The sequence below is a fragment of the Pseudoalteromonas sp. SG45-1 genome (assembly GCF_014164135.1).
Classification (GTDB): domain Bacteria; phylum Pseudomonadota; class Gammaproteobacteria; order Enterobacterales; family Alteromonadaceae; genus Pseudoalteromonas; species Pseudoalteromonas distincta.
This window is the reverse complement of the sequence record NZ_JACJEP010000006.1, coordinates 139,958-159,247: the sequence shown is the minus strand read 5'-3', so window position 1 is coordinate 159,247 and position 19,290 is coordinate 139,958. Positions and strand designations below refer to the sequence as shown.

Below are 19,290 nucleotides of genomic sequence, written 5' to 3'. Positions count from 1 at the left end.
AACTATACCTAACTCAACGCAAAGTAACGCAAAGCAGTGTAAAGGTTGTGTAAAGATTCACCTTTGCACTATTTAGCGGGTAAAATAACGCTATAAACAACTCTAAGGGTTTGTAAATGAAACTATTAATGATTGATGATGACACTGGCCTTTGTGAGCTATTAAGTGAATATTTAACTGCCCAAGGGTTTGAAATACAAAGCGTACACGACGGTGAACAAGGCCTTAAACTAGCACAAGCAAATGACTACGGCCTGATATTGCTAGATGTAATGTTACCAACGCTTGATGGTTTTGAAGTACTTAAACAACTTAGGCAAACAAAACTCACACCGGTAATAATGCTTACAGCAAAAGGTGAAGACTTTGACCGTATTTTTGGTCTAGAGCTAGGCGCTGACGATTACATTCCAAAGCCTTTTAATCATCGTGAATTACTAGCCCGCGTAAAAGCAATAACTCGCCGTATAGAGCACATTAATAGCTTAAATGTAGCTACAACTAGTAAGTTACTCGTTAATGGCATTACTGTTAACCTTGCAGCTCGAGAGGCCTCAATAGACGGCTCTACACTAACGCTTACTGGTACAGAGTACGAAATACTCACGCTATTGTGTAAAAATGCAGGTGAAGTGGTTAGTAAAGAGCAAATTAGTGAAGAAGTACTAGGTAGGCGTTTAGCTTCTTTTGATCGCTCTATCGATATGCATGTAAGTAATATCCGCAAAAAAATAGCAGAGCATATTCCAGGTGAGCGAATTAAAACAATGAGAGGTACGGGTTATGTCTTTATCCAAGGCGAATAAAAGCACTTACTTTGCTTGGTTAAAACACCCTGGGCACTACCTGTTTTTTAAAATATTTATTTGGTTTTGGTTAACTATAATCGGCACCGTTGCAGCGCTTATATTTTTAAGTAACATTACCGCTATTAACGCGGTAACTAACGAGCCGCTTTATGGCCCTATGAAAAAAAACTTAATATATACCGCCAAAAGTATCGAGCGCACTGCTATTAAACATAAGCGCAGCCTAGGCGATGTATTAGTACACCCTCGCCTATCAAAGCGTAAACTTTTATACTTAAGCGCAGCTCAAAGCGAAGACTCCCTTAGTAGTAAAGAGGTGCCAGAGAGCATCGACTTAAGTTTATTAAACTTTACTCAAAATATGTCACCACAAATTATTTTTACTGAAAAATATCAAGCCTTCGGCCCTGTTAATATAAACGTGCCTGAAGGGAGTTTTTATCTTTATGAAATAGATATTAACCATCAACCGCCGCTATTAATGCGCTTTAAGCTTATGCCTAATTGGATGAAAATAGTCATCGCAATTGTTGCCTCTCTTATTTTAAGCTTTGTATTTAGCCGTAACTTAATAGCCCCTATAAATAGTCTTAAAAAAGCAGCTATTAAACTATCAGCGGGCAACCTAAGCGCAAGAGCCGACATTTCTGTAAACCGAAAAGATGAGCTGGGAATACTTGGGCGAGACTTTAACAGCATGGCCAATCAGCTAGAGCTTTTAATTAGTTCACAAAAACGCTTATTAGCCGACATATCACATGAGTTACGCTCACCCCTTACGCGTTTAAAAATGGCTACCGGTCTTGCGCAAATGCAAGCTAACGACGCTAGCCAATCGTATTTATTACGCATAGAAAAAGAAGCAAACCAACTTGATAAGATGATTGCAGACGTGCTGCAAGTTTCTCGCTTAGAAGCAAAAAGCCAAGCGCTTTCACTGCAAAAACAATCATTACAAATAATTGTAGATCACGTTATTAACGATGCGCAGTTTGAAGCAAAACAAAATAATAAGCAGCTAAATATAGTGGGCGCTGTAGAGGTAAATATTAATTGCGACGAAACACTTATTGCCAGTGCGCTTGAAAACCTACTTCGTAACGCTATTAAATACGCAAACAATACAATTAGCATTACTCTAAAGCACACAGATGCCATTTATATAGAAATATGTGATGATGGCTCTGGTGTGCCAGATAATCAACTGAGCAAGCTTTGTGAGCCCTTTTTTAGGCAATCAGATGCGCGGGATCGCGTAAGTGGTGGTACGGGTTTAGGGCTGGCGATTGCTAAAAATGCTATTACTGCGCATGGTGGCAGTTTAGTATTATCAAATAAAGAACTAGGTGGCTTGTGTGCTAATATAACCTTGCCATTAATAAAAGAGTAAAGCATGTTTTATAGTTCAGAAGCCCAGCTTGAGAGCAATCAAGAGGCCATTAATGTTTTTTATACTTCAAATTTAATTAAAAGCTACTTAGATACGCCATCAGGAAAGCTATTTTACGCATACGCAATCCCTAAAAACGCGACAACCGCAATAGTAGTAAGTACAGGGCGTATTGAAGGCCTAGAAAAATATAAAGAACTACTCTGGGAGCTGTATTGTAATAATTTTGCTGTGTTTATTATGGATCATCAAGGTCAGGGCCGCTCTTACAGGCACCTTAAAAATAAACATAAAGGCTTTGTAAAACATTATAATAACTACAGCAGTGACCTAAATAACTTTGATCAGCAAATAGTTTCAAAACATTGGCAAGGTAAAAAAATCATGCTGGCTCATTCAATGGGTGGCGCCATTGCTATTGATTATTTAGCAAAATTTGAAAATAGCTATAAAGGCGTGTTTTTGTCTGCTCCTATGTTTGATATTTTTACAAAAGACGTACCAAAAATACCAACGAAGTTTATTGTTAAATTAGCCACTTTACTTGGTTTACACTCTTGCTATGCATTTGGACAAGGCAACTACAACCCGATCCCATTTACCGAAAACGTACTTACTAGCAGCGAGAAGCGTTACACCTACTTTAGGCAAACCTATAAATTAGAACCTAACATACAATTAGGTGGCGTTACGTTTGGCTGGCTAGCAGCTACGATATCGTTTTTAAAGTCTGTTGATAACCTAAACGTACCAATCCCTTTGTTTATAGCAAGTGCAGCTAGCGATACAGTGGTAAACAACGAAGCACAGTACAGTCTTGCAAAAAGGCATGCTCATGCAACGATTGAGAGTTTTGAAGGCGCTAAACACGAGCTACTTTTTGAACGTGACGAAATTCGAAAGCCGCTATTAACTAACTTTTATCAATTTTGTGATTCGGTGACGGCTTAACAAGTACTGACAAAGGGTCGAGGTGGATCAGTATATCTACCTCCGACTCAAAACGTTCTTTGAGCATTGCCTCTACTTCATCAGCCACATTGTGCGCGCGAATCAAACTCAAATGATCATCAAGCTCTAAGTGCATTTGAATAAACTTAACTTTACCGCCTTGGCGAGTACGAATGTCATGCACGCCATGCACATCAGCATGGGCTCTGGCTATGTCAAATATGCTTTGTTTTTCGTCATCCGGGAGCTCTTTATCCATTAAGTGATCGGCACTATCGCGAGCTATATCCCAACTGTTATAAAGTAAGTAACCCGCTACACCTATTGCAAAAATAGGATCTGCATACAACACGCCATAATAAGCTAACAAAATAGCTAACAGCACAGCAGCGTTTAATATTAAATCGCCTTTGTAATGTACTGAGTCGGCTTTTATAGCAATTGAATCGGTATACTTAACCACTTTGTTTTGTACAAATACAATGACGAGCGTACACGCAATAGCAAAAATACTTACCCATACACCTAATAAAGAATGGCTTAACTGTATAGGATTAAATAACCGCTCAATACCATGAAAAGCAAGTAGGCAACCTGAGCCTGCAATAAATGCGGCTTGGCCTAGTCCTGCAAGTGCTTCAGCTTTTCCGTGTCCAAATCTATGATCATCATCCGCTGGGCGCAGTGCGTAACCCAACACTAAAAAGCTCATTGCGGTGGCAGTAATATCCATTAACGAATCAGTTAACGAGCCAAGCATTGAAGCTGAGCCAGAAGCCAGCCAGGCCCATGTTTTTGCGCCGATCATTAAGCTAACCATGACCATGGTAACAATGCTGGAAGTTTTAACCCAAAATTCGTAGCTACGGTTATGCACGCGTGTATCCATTAATCACTGTATTGAATGTGTTGAGTATATCATTTTTTTAAAAGGTTTCGTGTATACTGCCCTTCGTCAAACTACAGATTATTTTATAAGGCTCATTATGCTGGATATTGTTTTATACCAACCTGAAATACCGCCTAACACAGGTAATATTATTCGCCTATGTGCCAATACTGGCTATGCATTACATTTAATTGAGCCATTAGGTTTTGAATGGGACGATAAACGCGTGAAACGTGCGGGCCTTGATTACCATGAATTTAGCCATGTTCAACGCCATGCCTCATTTGAGGACTACCTTGAGAAATGCAAACCTAAAAAAGTGTATGCCTGTACAACTAAAGGCAGTCAATTTCATCATGAAGCAAGTTACGAAGCTGGCGACTGTTTAGTGTTTGGTCCTGAAACACGCGGCCTGCCTGATGAAATGATTCAAGCATTACCAAACGATCAGCGTGTACGTATTCCTATGCAAGCAAATAGTCGTAGTATGAACCTGTCAAATGCAGTCGCCGTGTTTGTTTACGAGTCGTGGCGTCAGTTGGGCTTCCCTAACGCCCAGTAAATATAATCCGTTAGGCAATAAAAAACCGACATAGTGTCGGTTTTTTAGTTAAGGCCTAGCTCAAGCGCTTATTCAGCGCGTTGTTCTCGTCCTAAAAGAGCCATAGCGGCTTCTTTCATGTCTTTATTTTCATAAAGTACTTTATAAATTTGCTCAGTGATTGGCATTTCTACGCCAGCACGCTGCGCTAGTAAGTACACTTCTTTAGTGTTTCTAAAGCCTTCAACTACTTGGCCAATAGACTCAATAGCAGCATCAACGCTCTCGCCTTTACCTAACGCCAAACCAAATCGACGATTACGTGATTGGTTATCTGTACAGGTTAGTATTAAATCACCAAGGCCTGCCATTCCCATAAAGGTTTCTGGCTTAGCACCCAAAGCACAGCCTAAACGAGTGAGCTCTGCAAGGCCTCGGGTAATGAGCGCGGTACGCGCATTAGCACCAAAACCTACACCGTCCGAAATACCGGCGCCAATTGCAATTACATTTTTAACCGCACCACCGAGCTGTATACCAATAAAGTCATCATTGTTATACACACGGAATGAGCGACCACAATGAAGTAAATCAGCCAGTTGCTGCGCAAATTCAGGTGACGTAGAAGACACTGAAATAGCTGTAGGTGACCCCATCGCCATTTCTTTTGCAAACGTAGGACCCGAAAGTACCGCAAGTGGTATGTCATCACCCAATTCTTGCAAAGCAACTTCTTGTAACAAACGTCCAGTATTAGGCTCAAGCCCTTTAGTTGCCCACGCTACTTTAGCACCCTCTTGCAATGCAGGTTTTATCTGCGCAAGCGTGTCGCCAAAAGCATGGCTTGGCACAACAACAAGTACAATAGCACTGCTAGCAACGGCATGTTGTAGGTTAGCTTCAAGAGTAAGAGTATCTGGGAAAGGAGCATCAGGTAAGTAACGTTGATTTTTCCGCTCAGCTGCAAGCGTGGCAACGTCGTCGCTATTTCTTCCCCAAAGTGTCACCTGGTGACCATTTCGGGCTAAACAAATAGCAAGGGCGGTGCCGTAAGACCCCGCCCCTAATACAGTAACAGCTGTAGTTGCTGTACTCATAAGTTATGCGTCTGCTGAAGCCTGGTCAGCTTGCGCAGTACGTTGTTGCATGTATTGTGCAAATAACGCATCAAAATTAACTGGCGCAAGGTTAAGCTGTGGGAAAGTACCACGGTTAACAAGATTTGAAACAGCTTCACGTGCATATGGGAATAACACGTTAGGACAAAATGCACCTAGCATGTGCGCAAGTTGCACTTCTTCAACTTCAGCAATAGTAAAAATACCTGCTTGTTGAATTTCACATAAGAACGCAGTTTCTTCACCAATAGATGCAGTTACAGTTAGCGCTAAAACAACTTCAAATACACCTTCGTCCAACTTGTTTGAGCGTGTATCTAGGTCTAGCTTAACTTCTGGTGTCCATTCTTTTTGAAAGATGGCCGGAGAGTTTGGCGTTTCAAACGATACATCTTTAGTGTAAATGCGTTGAATAGTAAATTGTGCGCCAGCTTCTGCAGCTGCTACGTTTTGATTTTCTTCGTTCATTGTTATTCCTAACTTGTTCGTTATTATAATTAAATTAAGCGTTTAGCTTAGCGTCAAGTTTACCTTGCGCTTCAATAGCCATCATGTCGTCGCAGCCACCGATATGTTCATCATTAATAAAAATTTGCGGTACTGTGCTTGCACCACCTGCTTTGGCAATCATTTCATCGCGTAGCTCAGGCTGCACACCAATATCATAATTTGTGTATTCAACGCCTTTGCTGTTTAAAAGCGAAAGAGCACGCTGACAAAATGGACAATACGCCTTGGTGTATAAAACAACATTACTCATAATAAATCCTCTATCGGCCTAGCTAAATTGATTAGCGACCTGTTGTAGTTGGTAAGCTGGCAGATTGCCACGCCCCCATGCCACCTGCTAATAAGTAAACTCGTTCAAAACCAGCTTTACTCATAGCGGCTGCAGTACCTTGGGCAGTCATACCTGTAGTACATACAACTATAATGGGTTTAGTCTTGTACTTTTCAAGGCTTGAAAAGTCAGATTTTTTCGCATTCTCTGGGCTCAAATGCTCAGCACCAGAAATACGCCCTGCATTAAACTCTTTTTGCGCACGTATATCGATTACTTGACCGTCATCACGGTTAATAAGTAACGTAAGCTGCTGAGGATTTATTTGACGAACAGCTGAAAGCTTACTCTTTATCCAGCCACTAACAATAAGGAAAACAATACCAACCCAAGCAAGGCTTAAAATGGGATGATTTGTAATAAATTCAATATATTGATCCATTCTACTTCCACTATGAAATTATGTTTTAAACCTAGGGCGTGTTGGCCTTTGTGGATTGAAATTTGTTCAATCTAGGGGCGATTAAATCGCGGCGCGAGATTTGTAACCTAGTGGGCTAAGTAAAAACCGAGCAACAAAGAGGTAATAGTCCCTAGAAAGAACCCAACGGGCAGCGTATGTTTGGTATTTATGCTACGTTATCGCCTATTTATGGGGAGTAACCACACTTCATAGGCTCTGCCTTGCCTAAAAACCAAACATACTGCTGCAAATTCAACCACCAAAGTGCAACACGCCCTAATATTTTAAGGATTTTGTACTTTAGCCACGCAAGTATACCCAAACCAACCTAAAATGCGAGTTTAGGAGCACTTAGAGGCGTTTAAAAAACGATAAAGCCCCCCCATATATAGTAGTAAGTGAAAAAATTTAATATCTTGTTTTCAATGCTGATCCTAGCTTAAAAACACGGTATGCTAAAACCACGCTAATAAACCTTTTTAGGTGCACAGTATCCATCAACAGATACTAATTTTCAGGAGCTATTATGACAGAGCATAAAAAACCACTGGTATTAATGATTTTAGACGGTTGGGGACACCGCGAAGATATGCAAAGTAATGCTATTCTTGCAGCTAACACACCTGTATTAGACAACTTATGGGCCACCCGCCCACACACATTAATATCTGCTTCGGGTTTAGATGTTGGTCTTCCTGATGGTCAAATGGGCAACTCAGAAGTTGGCCATGTAAACTTAGGTGCAGGGCGCATTGTGTATCAAGATTTTACCCGTATCACCAAAGCAATTAACGATGGCGAGTTTGATTCAACCCCAGCCTTAGTTGAAAACATAGACAAAGCAGTAAGTGCTGGTAAAGCGGTTCACATAATGGGTCTTTTAAGCCCAGGTGGTGTGCATAGCCATGAAGATCATATAGTTGCAAGTATCGAACTGGCGGCAAAACGTGGTGCTAAAGAAGTCTATTTCCATGCATTTTTAGATGGCCGTGACACACCTCCACGTAGCGCAAAAGCATCCATCGAACGAATTGAAGCGTTATTTAGTAAACTTAAGTGCGGACGTTTAGCATCACTTATTGGCCGTTACTACGCAATGGACAGAGACAACCGTTGGAACCGTGTAGAAAAAGCTTACAACGTAATGACGCTCGCCGAAGGCGACTTTAATTTTGATAATGGTGTTGAAGCACTTAATGCAGCGTACGAGCGCGACGAAAACGACGAGTTTGTAGCAGCTACGACTATTACGCCAACAGGCGCCACTCCGGCTTCAATAAACGATGGTGACACCGTTATTTTTGCTAACTTTAGAGCAGATAGAGCCCGCGAAATTACCCGCGCTTTTGTTGAGCCTGAATTTGATGGTTTTACTAAAAAAAGAACGCCAGAGCTTAGCGCATTTGTAATGATGACAGAGTATGCAGCCGATATAGACGCACCTGTTGCATTTGGACCTACACCACTAATAAACGTACTCGGTGAATGGTTTGAAAAAAATAATAAAACACAGCTTCGTATTTCAGAAACCGAAAAATACGCACACGTTACATTTTTCTTTAGTGGCGGACGTGAAAGCGAATTTAAAGGTGAAACACGCGAGCTAATTCCTTCGCCGCAAGTAGCAACCTACGACCTACAACCTGAAATGAACTCAGAAATGCTAACCGACAAACTGGTAGAAGCAATTAAAAGCGGTAAATACGATGCTATTATTTGTAACTACCCTAATGGCGATATGGTTGGTCACTCAGGTGTATTTGAAGCCGCTGTTAAAGCTTGTGAAGCTGTAGATAGCTGTATCGGACGTGTTGTTGATGCGCTAGAAGAGTTTGGTGGTGAAGCACTAATTACAGCCGATCATGGTAATGCTGAGCAAATGGCTGATCTCAAAACAGGCCAAGCACATACTGCCCACACTAGCGAACCGGTGCATTTTATTTATGTTGGTCGCGATGCAGAGCCAATGCAAGGTAAAGCCTTGAGTGATGTAGCCCCAACAATGCTTCACTTAATGGGTATGGAGCAACCAAAAGAAATGACTGGTACGCCTATCATGATGTTGAAATAACACATGAACAAACGTATTAACCGGTTAATTAAGTGCGGTTTGATACTAACTTCATTAGTGGCTGCATCTGCAGTTGCTAATGAAGATCGTACTAAAAAAGACTTATCAGAGGTTCAAAATGCACTTGAGCAAAGCCAAGCTGAATATAACGCCCAAAGAAAAAAAATAGCGTCGCTACAAAAAAATCTAAAAAGCCATGAACTCGATATAGCTAAAAATGCTAAAGCACTTAACATGGCAGAGCAATCCGTAAAAGAGACTAAAACACAGCAAAAAGAGTTACAAAGTAAAGCCGATGAGCTCGATAAAAAGCACACTCAGTTTCAGAAAATTTTAGCCGCGCAACTCAAAAGTGCCTATATGGCCGGTGGCGACGACTACTCTAAAATGCTGTTGAATCAAGAAGACACAGCAAAGTTTGAGCGCACACTTAGCTATTACAATTACTTAAATAAAGCCCGTATTGAACAAATCGAAGATCTAAAAGATCTTCAACAGCAAATAGTACAAAACCAAGAAGAGCTTGTTAAAACACAAGAAAAACTAGAGCTTTTATATGATGAACAAAAAAGACGTCAAACTGCATTACTTAATGCACAAAGTGAACGCCAAGCTAATCTTAAAAACTTACAAGCTCAGCTCAACAGCACTAAAAGCTCAATAAATTATTTAAAAGAAAACCAACAAACTTTAGTAACAACGATTAAAGAGCTCGAAAAAGAAAAAACACAAAAAATAGAATTACTTGGCCTAAATAAGAGTAAGGGAAAATTAGACTGGCCGAGCAAAGGCAAGTTAGAGCACACATTCGGCCAACGTAAGCATGGTGGTATTGATTGGAAAGGCGTATTAATTGGTGCAAAAGAAGGCACTAATATTAATAGCGTGCACAACGGGCAAGTTGTATTTGCCGATTGGCTAAAAGGTTATGGATGGGTAATTGTTGTAGACCATGGTGAAGGTTTTATGAGCCTATATGGCCACGCTCAAACGCTACTAAGAGATGTAGGGGATATGGTACGTGAAGGCGAAACCCTCGCTTTAGTAGGCCAAAGCGGCGGACAGGCAAGTTCTGGTCTATACTTTGAAATACGCCACAAAGGACGCGCAGTAAATCCTGTAAAATGGTGCAAACGTATTTAATTAGATAAATCGCTGCATCGCCCTGGAGCAGCTGATGACAACTAAAAAACACACAATAAATACCGTTAATAAAAAAAGTGCAGACTTTTATATAAGTCTGTACTTGCTTGTATTACTAACCCTAATTACCTTTACTAGTAATGCACTAGCAAGCTCAATTAAAGATCTTAAAAGACAACAAATAGACGAAATACTCTTCAACATTCATACCTATTACGTTGAAGATCTCACCTTACAAAATAGCCACCATATTAAATATAACAACCAACAGTTTGAGCGTTTATATTCAAAACTCGACTCCTATTCTAAGTACTTAAATGAGTATGAATTAGCCTCATTATTTGATAACACAAATGGTCGTTACACAGGTATTGGTATAGAAGTTAAGAACATAGACGAGAATATGACTATTGTTAACGTGGTTAATAATTCGCCCGCAAAAGCGGCAGGTATTTTACCAGGCGATATTATTGTAAGTGTAAACAACAACGCAGCCCAAAACCGTACTATCGACGAAGTAGCAACACTAATAAGAGACAGTGAATTTTCGAGTATAGATATAATTGTAAATCGCGATAACAATAAAAACCCACTCACTTTTCATGTCACACGTCGCCAAATAAACCTCGAAAGTGTAACAAGCGAACTTTTAGATTTTGGAACTGGTTACATAGCTATCAATAACTTCTCTAACCACACATTACATGAAGTTGCACTACAAGTTGCCGCCCTGCAAAGCCATTTTGGCTACCCACTTAAAGGCTTAGTAATTGATTTACGTGATAACCCAGGGGGGACATTACAAAGCGCAGTGGCTGTATCAGACCTATTTTTACAAAGTGGCACTATAGTGACGACTAAAGGACGTTTTTACGATGCTAACCAAGCATTTTATGCAAAGCGTGGAGACATTCTAAAAAATGCGCCCATAGTTGTGCTTATAAACGAAAATTCTGCCTCTGCAGCCGAAATACTTGCAGCAGCACTTAAAGATAATAACCGAGCAACCATTGTTGGCAGCCAATCTTTTGGGAAAGGCTCTGTACAATCACTCATTCCACTCGGTGATGGCAATACCGCATTAAAGCTCACCACAGCGAAATACTTCACACCGTTAGGTAAATCGATTGATGGAATAGGAATAACCCCAGATGTGGCGGTTAATCAAACAAACCTTTCACAAAGTAATAAAGCCGTTATAATAAAAAATGAACACACTAACAATAATGCGCAATTACTTACTGGTAATCTAACCGATTTACAGTTGGTTAAAGCCAAACAATTACTCAGCATGCAATAGCTTGTATAAGTGTATAAATAAAGCTAAAAAGATAATAAAAACTATAAACGTGAAAATAATAAAATGGCTAACATTAGCTATTTGTTTTAGCTCTGCAACAATTAGCGCCAAGCAAATAGCAATAGTGATAGACGATATAGGCTATCATCAACGGGACTTAGAGTTCCTTTCCTTACCTGGGCAATTGTCGTATTCAATTTTGCCCCATACCCCTTATTCGCAAATTTTTGCAACACTTGCCAGTCAATCAAATAAAGAGTTATTGCTTCATGTACCTATGCAAGCACTTAACGGTAAAGAACTAGGGCCTGGTGCGCTTACTTTAAATATGAATAAAGAGCAGCTTCAGCAAACTCTTGGAACAGCTCTCGCTAGTTTACCGCAAGTTAAAGGCGTTAATAACCACATGGGCTCAGCGCTTACGCAAAAAAGCCAAGCTATGAAGTGGACAATGGAAGTACTTAAAAAGCGTCATTTATATTTTTTAGATAGTCGCACAACCGATTTGAGTCAGGCACAAAATGCCGCTAACTTTTTGGGTGTTGCTAATATTAGTCGCCAAGTGTTTTTAGACAACATAACTACACCAGAACAACTGCAGCTAAGGCTTGAAGAGTTAAAACAATTAGCCATTTCCCATAGCTTTGCCATTGCAATTGCTCATCCCTACCCTGAAACCATCGAATTTTTACGCCATGCCTTACCAGAGCTAACTAAGCAAGGTTTTGAACTCGTACCGGTTTCGCAATTAGTTGAACGTAAGTACATTCAGTTAGCGCATGCTGAGAGAAAGGGAGTGAGTGCTAGGTAATATAAGCTTTAAATAATGCTATATCCGAATAATAAACCAATACCAATTCGCTTAATTAAGTGGTCTATTTTGAGGGCGGAAAAACGTGTTGATAGCTAGGCAAAAAATTCACTATTCAGTTGTTCTAAATGAGACTTTTTTAACGCAGGTAGCGACACGTTTAGCCTCGCAAAATGATTAAGTATTATTGCGGATTGGTATAACCATTCAATAATGCAGAATATCGGTATTACTTGATTAGATATTTTATCGTTGGGTTTCGCTTCGCTCAAACCAACCTACTCAAAAGCAAAAAGCCCCGCATTTTCATGCAGGGCTTTTTAAATTTTGCTGCTTGAGCAATATTAGCTCATAGCGCTTTGTAACTTTTTCATCGCTGTTTTTTCAAGCTGACGAACACGCTCAGCAGATACACTGTACTTTTGTGCAAGCTCCTGAAGCGTCGCTTTATCATCAGACAACCAACGTGCGCTAACAATATCTTGTGAACGTTCATCTAGTGTTTTAAGTGCGCTAAATAAACGGGTATGCGCTTGCTCTTTCCACTGCTCTTGTTCAACGTCGTCAGCTAAGTCAGCTGCGCCATCTGTTAAATACTGTACTGGAGAGTATGTACTTGTTGGTGCATCGTCGTTATCGTCACCAGTTAGGTCAAAGCCCATGTCTTGGCCGCTCATGCGCGATTCCATTTCACGTACTTCTTTTTCACTCACACCTAGCTCGCTAGCAACAGTGCTAACCTCAGCTTGGTTGAACCAGCCTAAACGCTTTTTGTTTTTACGAAGATTAAAAAACAATTTACGTTGCGCTTTAGTGGTTGCAACTTTAACTATGCGCCAGTTTTTAAGAACAAACTCGTGAATTTCGGCTTTAATCCAATGCACTGCAAACGACACTAAACGTACACCCACTGTAGGGTCAAAACGTTTAACCGCTTTCATCAGGCCTATATTACCTTCTTGAATAAGGTCAGCTTGTGGTAAGCCGTATCCCGAGTAGCTTTTAGCAATATGTGCTACAAAGCGTAAATGCGACATAATGAGTTGCTTGGCAGCACTAAGATCGCCTTCTTCCTGAAGTCTTTTAGCAAGTTCTTGCTCTTGTTCAACTTTAAGCATAGGAATAGTGCTTACCGCTTGAAGGTAACCGTCCATGCTTGCGCTTTGTTGTCCGACTGTAAGTGCCATTGCGTATAAATCTTTACTCATTTTTCACCTCGGTGATAAACATTTGAAACTATCTTAGCACTCTTTCTCTAAGAGTGCTAACCCCAATTTAAAACTTTTTAAAAGTATAAATCAAGCAGTTTTTAGTATGTGTTTAGTCTACTACAAGCGACTGAATAAGTGATGAATTGAGGGATTGCAGCCAATTAACCTAACCGCATCACCTTATTTACAACTCATTACTTTATGGGAGGATAGTACACAAATATGACAGTTTTAGTAACGGGAGGTACAACCCAGTCCGATACGATACGCATATCAAGCTGGGTTGGTTCACTTATAGTTTGCAGGGTTTTTTATACTTTATCGGGTTCTATTTCTTTAATATATCGATTTACAGAAAGGTACGAGCCTACAAATCCTAAGCTTGTTGCAAGTAACACTAAAAAGCCGAGTTCATTAAGCGATAATCCTATTAACGAAAAACTTGTTTGATACACCCCCGCTACACTGCTCACAGCGCTTGAAAGCCACCACATCATCAGTCCTACGCATATAAAGGCAAACAAACCACCTATTACACCATACCAAATACCGGTCCACAAAAATGGGGCATGTATAAAGGTGTTCGTTGCGCCTACTAGCTTCATTACTTGTATTTCTTCTTTTTTATCCATGATCGACAAACGAATGGTGTTACCAATAATAAGTGTCACTGAGGTAAGTAGTAATAATGCGATGGTTATTACACTTTCTTTAAGTAAATCTAGTAATGCATTTAAACGCTCTAACCAGGCTATATCGAGCTTACCAAAATCAACTTCACGTTCACTTTCTAATTTAGTTAGCAGTACTTTAGCGGCATTTGGGTGTCTGTGACGTTTTGTTGGAGTAACGAGTACCACATCCGGTAATGGATTTTTATCTAAGTACTCCAAAGCTTGCCCAAAGCCAGATACATCTTTAAATTCAGTTAATGCCTGTTGTTTTGAAATAAACTCAACACTTTCCACTTCTGGGTAAAGTGCTAAACGCTTTACTAATGTTTGCGTTTCTTGCTCGTTCATACTTTCTTTAACGAACAACGATATTTCACTCGCCTCTTCAAAGCCACTACTCACTTGCTGTACGTTTTTAACGACTAAGTAAAGTGTTGCAGGTAACGTTAGGCTCAAACCAAGTACAGCGATAGTCATCATAGACGCAAGCGGCGTGCGCCACATTTCACCTAAGCTATGCACACCTTGGCGAAAAATATTAATAATAAAAAAGTAACCGCCAGCTAATACTGATTTTTTTTGCTTGTCGTTACTATTTTGGCGACCTTTAAAAAGTAAACTCATAGTGCCCCCTCAGCAAGCGGGTCTTGAAGCATACGGCCATCTTTTAAGGTTAAGCTGCGATACTTCATACGTGCAACCAAACCCAAATCATGCGTTGCGATAAGAACAGTGGTACCGTGTTTATTAAAGTCTTCAAACAACTTGAGTATTTCCATTGAAAGCTCTGGGTCAAGATTACCTGTTGGTTCATCAGCTAGTAAAATTGGTGGGGAGTTTACAATAGCTCTGGCAATACCAACACGTTGTTGTTCGCCTCCAGATAGCATTGAAGGATGACATTTCACTTTGTCAATTAGGCCTACCTTGTCAAGCGCGCCATGGACCCGTTTAGCTATTTGCTTATGGTGAGTCCCCTCAATAATGAGAGGTAATGCCACGTTATCAAAAATAGTATAGCGCTCTAATAACCTATGATTTTGAAAAATAATACCTATATCACGACGAGCATAAGGAATTTGACGCGAGTTTACTTTGTTTAAATCAACACCGTTGATAAATACACTACCTGCTGAAGGACGTTCCATTAAGCTAATTAACTTAAGCAACGTACTTTTACCCGCACCACTGTGGCCAGTTAAAAAGGCAAGTTCACCCGGTTTAATATGAAAATTAACTTTTTCGAGGGCGCGGTGCCCTCCAGGATAGGTCTTACTTACTTGCTGAAAATTTATCATCTTTTTATTATGCCAACTCCATTAACACATTAATGAAATTAGTATTCCTCGCAATTAAAAAGGGAGCTAGCTCCCTTTTTTGGTAAATTAAACGTCGTCCTCATCTTGGCTAAATAACGCATCAATAAAATCATCGCTTTTAAAAGCGCGTAAATCATCAATACCTTCACCAACACCAATGTAACGAATTGGAATATTAAACTTATCTGCAACCGCAAAAATAACACCCCCCTTTGCAGTTCCATCAAGTTTTGAAAGCGTAATACCAGTTAAACCAACACATTGATTAAACAGGTTTACTTGGCTAATTGCATTTTGCCCTGTGCCTGCATCGATAGTTAGCATCACTTCGTGCGGCGCATCAGGATCAATCTTTTTCATTACACGAGCTATCTTTTCAAGCTCTTGCATTAAATTATCTTTATTTTGCAAGCGCCCAGCTGTATCAGCAATTAACACATCTATATTACGTGCTTTAGCCGCTTGGAATGCATCAAACACAACTGATGCACTATCTGCACCTGTATGCTGTGCAATAACGGGAATGCTGTTACGTTCTCCCCAAACCTGAAGCTGCTCAACAGCTGCCGCTCTAAACGTATCACCAGCAGCCAGCATAACCGACTTACCTTCGTTTTGAAATTGCTTAGCCATTTTACCAATAGTCGTTGTTTTACCAACACCATTTACACCTACCATTAAAATAACAAACGGCTTTTTATCTTCGCTTATGACTAAAGGCTGTTCTGCCGTTTTAAGCATCGCAGCCATTTCTTGTTTCATTAACTCATAAAGCGCATCACCATCTTTTAACTGTTTACGGTTCGCTGCATCAGTTAAACGATCAATCAACTTCATGGTAGTATCAACGCCTAAATCGGCGGTGAGTAATTGAGTTTCAAGATCTTCAAATAATTCGTCGTCTATTTTTTTTCCACTAAAAATAGACGCAAAACCAGAACCTATATTAACGCGAGTCTTTAACAAGCCTTTTTTTAGACGAGAGAAAAACCCTTCTTTTTTTGGCTTTTCGGCTTTTTTAGCTTCTTCAATTGCAAGTTCTGCTGTGATACGTTCTTGTTCTAAACGCTCATTTTCTGCTTCTTCAGCTGCAATACGTTCTTGCTCTAAACGCTCATTTTCTGCTTTTTCAGCCGCAAGGCGTTCTTGCTCTAAGCGTTCATTCTCTGCTTTTTCAGCAGCAAGGCGTTCTTGTTCTAAACGCTCGTTTTCTGCTTTTTCAGCTGCAAGGCGTTCTTGCTCTAAGCGTTCATTCTCTGCTTTTTCAGCTGCAAGGCGTTCTTGCTCTAAACGCTCGTTTTCTGCTTTTTCAGCTGCAAGGCGTTCTTGCTCTAAGCGTTCATTCTCTGCTTTTTCAGCTGCAAGGCGTTCTTGCTCTAAACGTTCATTCTCTGCTTTTTCAGCTGCAAGGCGTTCTTGCTCTAAGCGTTCATTCTCTGCTTTTTCAGCTGCAATACGTTCTTGCTCTAAACGCTCGTTTTCTGCTTTTTCAGCTGCAAGGCGTTCTTGCTCTAAAATCATCTGCGCTTCTTGTTCTGCTAAGCGCTTCGCTTGCTCTTGCCTTTGAGCTTCAGCATCCGCTTGTTCTTTTGCTAATAACTCAGCATTCGCTTGCTCTATTGCAAGCTTTTCGGCTTTGATCGCCTCATCTTGTTTTTCAAGGCGTATTTGCTCTAGTCGCTCAGCCTCTACTTTTTCTGCCGCTAATCGTTCTTGCTCTAAGCGCATCTCTTTTTCTTGATCGGCTAAACGGTGCGCATGTTCTTGTCTTTGCGCCTCGGCATCTGCTTGCTGTTTTGCAAGCAATTCAAAATTGGCATGCTCAATGGCAATCTTTTCCGCGTTTTCAGCACGCTGGCGTTCTTGTTCTAAACGCTCTGTTTCAGCCTCTGCTTTTAACCGTTCAGCTTCAGCTTGCTCTTGCGCTAGTTTTTCTTGCTCTAGCTTCTGGGCCTCTTCTTGCGCTAATACTTGTTGTTTATCAGCTGCTGCTTTTTGCTCTGCTTCTTTTTTATCTGACTTGCCAAAACCGAGCCACGACATGAATTTACTTTTTTTTGTCATACTTGCTAATAACCACTTATAAAAATCTGATAAACTAAAATTTGAAATAGCTTGGCAATGCCCAGCAATAGTTGCTAATAAATACAACCATTCAAAACGTAAGTGTTTAATAGTAACACTTTTAATGCGGTTGAAAAATGAAGCTACACGTAATCGCCCATAATATTATCTGAGCTAGATACCATATACCATTTTTTAGTGAGCTAAATGAGAAAAAAAACAACGCAAAATAAAGCTGCTAACAAGCCAAGTGATGGCTTTATTAGAGTGATTAGTGGTCAATTTCGAGGCCGTAAACTCCCGGTTAAAAACGTAGAAGGCTTGAGACCTACTACCGATCGAATTAAAGAAACTGTATTTAATTGGCTAATGCAAGATACGCGTGACGCAAATGTACTTGATTGTTTTGCCGGTTCTGGTGGATTGGGATTTGAAGCGCTATCACGATATGCTAAAAGCGCTACATTTATCGAGCTCGACTCATTAGCTGCTAAGCAATTAGAACAAAATATTAGCACTTTAAAGCTCGACAACGCATACGTTAAACATACTAATTCGCTCTCCTTTTTAGAGCAAAAAAACACAAACGAAGCTTTTAATCTTGTATTTGTTGACCCACCATTTCGTAAAGATTTAGCGCAAACAACCTGCGATTTATTAGAAAAAAACCAATGGTTAAGCAACGACGCATTAATTTATGTTGAAGTAGAGGCAGAGCTAGCCGCCTTAGAAACACCAACCAACTGGTTGTTAATTAAAGAAAAAAAGGCGGGGCAAGTACTTTGCCAACTGTACCAGCGCCAAGCAAATTAATACTGTTTAACGTAATGCGTTTCTGTTAATATTGTCCTTTACATGTGGTGTTGCTTCGGATTACAATACCGCACCATTTTTGAACCACTTGATCAATGTTTGATCAACTTGAGCAACGCTCATAATTTAGGTAGGTGAATTTTTAATGCCAGTAATTAAAGTAAGAGAGAACGAACCGTTTGACGTAGCACTTCGTCGCTTCAAGCGTTCATGTGAAAAAGCAGGAATCCTTTCAGAAGTTCGTCGTCGCGAGCACTATGAAAAACCAACAGCTGAGCGTAAGCGTAAAAAAGCTGCTGCAGTTAAACGTCACATGAAAAAACTTTCTCGTGATAACGCTCGTCGCGTTAAATTATACTAATATATTAGGTCTTGTATAAATGAGCCTTTTAATAACGCTAAAAGATGCGCAAAAAGATGCGATGAGAGCTAAAGACAAGCAACGTCTTAACCCTATTCGTATGGTACTTGCTGCAATCAAGCAACGTGAAATTGACGAGCAAATAACGCTAGACGACGCAGGTATTACCTCCGTTATAGTGAAGCTTGTTAAACAACGTCGTGACTCTTACACTCAGTACAAAGATGCTGGGCGTGATGATTTAGCTGATATTGAAGCCAATGAAATAGTAGCGCTTGAAACTTTTTTACCTCAACAATTGAGTGAAGAAGAAATAATTGCTCTCATTGACGCGGCTATTGCTGATACTAATGCAGCAGGTATGCAAGACATGGGTAAAGTAATGGGTATAATCAAAAGCAAAGCTGAAGGTCGAGCCGATATGGGTAAGATTTCTGGTTTAATTAAGCAACGATTAACTGCCTAATACTCCCACATACATTAAAGTATGATTGAAGTAAACCGAGCCTAGCGCTCGGTTTCTTTGTTTTTAACTTTAATAAAAAGTACACCGATTAGGTTACTTTAAAATGAAATTTTTT

At 40.1% G+C, this 19,290-nt stretch carries 20 protein-coding genes; 11 read left to right on the top strand and 9 right to left on the bottom strand.

All coding sequences use genetic code 11. The features are described from left to right. Nucleotides 1-116: 116 nt before the first annotated feature. From H5117_RS07960 to H5117_RS07950, 3 genes are read left to right on the top strand one after another with little or no spacing between them, the layout of a single operon-like run. Nucleotides 117-806 carry a response regulator gene (locus H5117_RS07960; protein WP_182737033.1) on the top strand — a complete coding sequence of 230 codons (690 nt, stop codon included), beginning with the start codon at nucleotides 117-119 and terminating at the stop codon, nucleotides 804-806. Next, nucleotides 784-2,199: an ATP-binding protein gene (locus H5117_RS07955; protein ID WP_182737027.1), complete on the top strand. Its 1,416-nt coding sequence runs from the start codon at nucleotides 784-786 to the stop codon at nucleotides 2,197-2,199. Before H5117_RS07960 ends, H5117_RS07955 begins: the two co-directional genes overlap by 23 nt. Nucleotides 2,200-2,202: 3 nt before the next feature. Beyond that, complete coding sequence (locus H5117_RS07950) at nucleotides 2,203-3,150, top strand: alpha/beta fold hydrolase (RefSeq protein ID WP_182737016.1); 948 nt, start codon at nucleotides 2,203-2,205, stop codon at nucleotides 3,148-3,150. Here H5117_RS07950 and H5117_RS07945 read toward each other — a convergent pair. Then, complete coding sequence (locus tag H5117_RS07945) at nucleotides 3,113-3,976, bottom strand: cation diffusion facilitator family transporter (protein WP_182194048.1); 864 nt, start codon at nucleotides 3,974-3,976, stop codon at nucleotides 3,113-3,115. The two genes, H5117_RS07950 and H5117_RS07945, sit on opposite strands and share 38 nt — an antisense overlap. A 160-nt stretch (nucleotides 3,977-4,136) precedes the next feature. Between H5117_RS07945 and trmL the strand changes: the two genes are divergently transcribed. Continuing rightward, the gene (gene trmL, locus H5117_RS07940) at nucleotides 4,137-4,601 is read left to right on the top strand and encodes a tRNA (uridine(34)/cytosine(34)/5-carboxymethylaminomethyluridine(34)-2'-O)-methyltransferase TrmL (protein WP_002957780.1); all 465 of its coding nucleotides are present in this window, start codon (nucleotides 4,137-4,139) and stop codon (nucleotides 4,599-4,601) included. 68 nt (nucleotides 4,602-4,669) lie between these two features. On the opposite strand, the gene gpsA is transcribed toward trmL, so the two are convergent. From gpsA to H5117_RS07920, 4 genes are read right to left on the bottom strand one after another with little or no spacing between them, the layout of a single operon-like run. Beyond that, a complete protein-coding gene (gene gpsA / locus H5117_RS07935) occupies nucleotides 4,670-5,677 on the bottom strand; it encodes an NAD(P)H-dependent glycerol-3-phosphate dehydrogenase (RefSeq protein ID WP_024597561.1) in 1,008 nt (335 codons plus the stop codon). A 3-nt stretch (nucleotides 5,678-5,680) separates the two neighbouring features. Continuing rightward, nucleotides 5,681-6,166, bottom strand: coding sequence for a protein-export chaperone SecB (gene secB / locus H5117_RS07930; protein WP_002957782.1), 486 nt, complete (start codon nucleotides 6,164-6,166; stop codon nucleotides 5,681-5,683). A 34-nt stretch (nucleotides 6,167-6,200) separates the two neighbouring features. Next, nucleotides 6,201-6,458 carry a glutaredoxin 3 gene (gene grxC, locus H5117_RS07925; protein WP_002957783.1) on the bottom strand — a complete coding sequence of 86 codons (258 nt, stop codon included), beginning with the start codon at nucleotides 6,456-6,458 and terminating at the stop codon, nucleotides 6,201-6,203. A 31-nt stretch (nucleotides 6,459-6,489) separates the two neighbouring features. After that, nucleotides 6,490-6,921, bottom strand: coding sequence for a rhodanese-like domain-containing protein (locus H5117_RS07920; protein WP_002957784.1), 432 nt, complete (start codon nucleotides 6,919-6,921; stop codon nucleotides 6,490-6,492). A 547-nt stretch (nucleotides 6,922-7,468) separates the two neighbouring features. Here H5117_RS07920 and gpmM point away from each other — a divergent pair. Genes gpmM through H5117_RS07900 form a run of 4 tightly spaced genes read left to right on the top strand, consistent with a single transcriptional unit; the run spans nucleotide 7,469 to nucleotide 12,267 of the window. After that, nucleotides 7,469-9,013, top strand: coding sequence for a 2,3-bisphosphoglycerate-independent phosphoglycerate mutase (gene gpmM, locus H5117_RS07915; protein WP_182737004.1), 1,545 nt, complete (start codon nucleotides 7,469-7,471; stop codon nucleotides 9,011-9,013). A 3-nt stretch (nucleotides 9,014-9,016) separates the two neighbouring features. After that, nucleotides 9,017-10,156, top strand: a complete 1,140-nt coding sequence (locus H5117_RS07910; RefSeq protein WP_182724364.1) for a murein hydrolase activator EnvC — start codon at nucleotides 9,017-9,019, stop codon at nucleotides 10,154-10,156. 34 nt (nucleotides 10,157-10,190) lie between these two features. Then, on the top strand, nucleotides 10,191-11,456 hold the full coding sequence (locus H5117_RS07905) for a S41 family peptidase (protein ID WP_182732896.1): 1,266 nt from the start codon (nucleotides 10,191-10,193) through the stop codon (nucleotides 11,454-11,456). A 49-nt stretch (nucleotides 11,457-11,505) separates the two neighbouring features. Then, the gene (locus tag H5117_RS07900) at nucleotides 11,506-12,267 is read left to right on the top strand and encodes a divergent polysaccharide deacetylase family protein (RefSeq protein WP_182720031.1); all 762 of its coding nucleotides are present in this window, start codon (nucleotides 11,506-11,508) and stop codon (nucleotides 12,265-12,267) included. Nucleotides 12,268-12,611: 344 nt separating this feature from the next. On the opposite strand, the gene rpoH is transcribed toward H5117_RS07900, so the two are convergent. The 4 genes from rpoH to ftsY form a co-directional block, all read right to left on the bottom strand. Further along, a complete protein-coding gene (rpoH, locus tag H5117_RS07895) occupies nucleotides 12,612-13,475 on the bottom strand; it encodes an RNA polymerase sigma factor RpoH (RefSeq protein WP_002957791.1) in 864 nt (287 codons plus the stop codon). A gap of 314 nt (nucleotides 13,476-13,789) precedes the next feature. Next, a complete protein-coding gene (gene ftsX / locus H5117_RS07890; RefSeq protein WP_002957792.1) occupies nucleotides 13,790-14,776 on the bottom strand; it encodes a permease-like cell division protein FtsX in 987 nt (328 codons plus the stop codon). Beyond that, the gene (gene ftsE, locus H5117_RS07885) at nucleotides 14,773-15,450 is read right to left on the bottom strand and encodes a cell division ATP-binding protein FtsE (protein WP_002957793.1); all 678 of its coding nucleotides are present in this window, start codon (nucleotides 15,448-15,450) and stop codon (nucleotides 14,773-14,775) included. Before ftsE ends, ftsX begins: the two co-directional genes overlap by 4 nt. Nucleotides 15,451-15,537: 87 nt before the next feature. After that, nucleotides 15,538-17,535, bottom strand: a complete 1,998-nt coding sequence (ftsY, locus tag H5117_RS07880; RefSeq protein ID WP_182736992.1) for a signal recognition particle-docking protein FtsY — start codon at nucleotides 17,533-17,535, stop codon at nucleotides 15,538-15,540. A 207-nt stretch (nucleotides 17,536-17,742) separates the two neighbouring features. On the opposite strand from ftsY, the gene rsmD reads away from it, so the two are divergent. From rsmD to H5117_RS07865, 3 genes are all read left to right on the top strand, one after another. Then, complete coding sequence (gene rsmD / locus H5117_RS07875; protein ID WP_024597555.1) at nucleotides 17,743-18,348, top strand: 16S rRNA (guanine(966)-N(2))-methyltransferase RsmD; 606 nt, start codon at nucleotides 17,743-17,745, stop codon at nucleotides 18,346-18,348. Nucleotides 18,349-18,493: 145 nt separating this feature from the next. Next, nucleotides 18,494-18,709 carry a 30S ribosomal protein S21 gene (gene rpsU, locus H5117_RS07870; protein ID WP_002957797.1) on the top strand — a complete coding sequence of 72 codons (216 nt, stop codon included), beginning with the start codon at nucleotides 18,494-18,496 and terminating at the stop codon, nucleotides 18,707-18,709. Nucleotides 18,710-18,728: 19 nt separating this feature from the next. Next, on the top strand, nucleotides 18,729-19,175 hold the full coding sequence (locus H5117_RS07865; protein ID WP_007376027.1) for a GatB/YqeY domain-containing protein: 447 nt from the start codon (nucleotides 18,729-18,731) through the stop codon (nucleotides 19,173-19,175). Nucleotides 19,176-19,290: the final 115 nt, after the last annotated feature.

Bases quoted from the DNA above. Each gene is read 5' to 3' on its own strand.
- H5117_RS07960 (WP_182737033.1), top strand. From the start codon at position 117: ATGAAACTATTAATGATTGATGATGACACTGGCCTTTGTGAGCTATTA.
- H5117_RS07955 (WP_182737027.1), top strand. From the start codon at position 784: ATGTCTTTATCCAAGGCGAATAAAAGCACTTACTTTGCTTGGTTAAAA.
- H5117_RS07950 (WP_182737016.1), top strand. From the start codon at position 2,203: ATGTTTTATAGTTCAGAAGCCCAGCTTGAGAGCAATCAAGAGGCCATT.
- H5117_RS07945 (WP_182194048.1), bottom strand. From the start codon at position 3,976: ATGGTCATGGTTAGCTTAATGATCGGCGCAAAAACATGGGCCTGGCTG.
- trmL (WP_002957780.1), top strand. From the start codon at position 4,137: ATGCTGGATATTGTTTTATACCAACCTGAAATACCGCCTAACACAGGT.
- gpsA (WP_024597561.1), bottom strand. From the start codon at position 5,677: ATGAGTACAGCAACTACAGCTGTTACTGTATTAGGGGCGGGGTCTTAC.
- secB (WP_002957782.1), bottom strand. From the start codon at position 6,166: ATGAACGAAGAAAATCAAAACGTAGCAGCTGCAGAAGCTGGCGCACAA.
- grxC (WP_002957783.1), bottom strand. From the start codon at position 6,458: ATGAGTAATGTTGTTTTATACACCAAGGCGTATTGTCCATTTTGTCAG.
- H5117_RS07920 (WP_002957784.1), bottom strand. From the start codon at position 6,921: ATGGATCAATATATTGAATTTATTACAAATCATCCCATTTTAAGCCTT.
- gpmM (WP_182737004.1), top strand. From the start codon at position 7,469: ATGACAGAGCATAAAAAACCACTGGTATTAATGATTTTAGACGGTTGG.
- H5117_RS07910 (WP_182724364.1), top strand. From the start codon at position 9,017: ATGAACAAACGTATTAACCGGTTAATTAAGTGCGGTTTGATACTAACT.
- H5117_RS07905 (WP_182732896.1), top strand. From the start codon at position 10,191: ATGACAACTAAAAAACACACAATAAATACCGTTAATAAAAAAAGTGCA.
- rpoH (WP_002957791.1), bottom strand. From the start codon at position 13,475: ATGAGTAAAGATTTATACGCAATGGCACTTACAGTCGGACAACAAAGC.
- ftsX (WP_002957792.1), bottom strand. From the start codon at position 14,776: ATGAGTTTACTTTTTAAAGGTCGCCAAAATAGTAACGACAAGCAAAAA.
- ftsE (WP_002957793.1), bottom strand. From the start codon at position 15,450: ATGATAAATTTTCAGCAAGTAAGTAAGACCTATCCTGGAGGGCACCGC.
- ftsY (WP_182736992.1), bottom strand. From the start codon at position 17,535: ATGACAAAAAAAAGTAAATTCATGTCGTGGCTCGGTTTTGGCAAGTCA.
- rsmD (WP_024597555.1), top strand. From the start codon at position 17,743: ATGAGAAAAAAAACAACGCAAAATAAAGCTGCTAACAAGCCAAGTGAT.
- rpsU (WP_002957797.1), top strand. From the start codon at position 18,494: ATGCCAGTAATTAAAGTAAGAGAGAACGAACCGTTTGACGTAGCACTT.
- H5117_RS07865 (WP_007376027.1), top strand. From the start codon at position 18,729: ATGAGCCTTTTAATAACGCTAAAAGATGCGCAAAAAGATGCGATGAGA.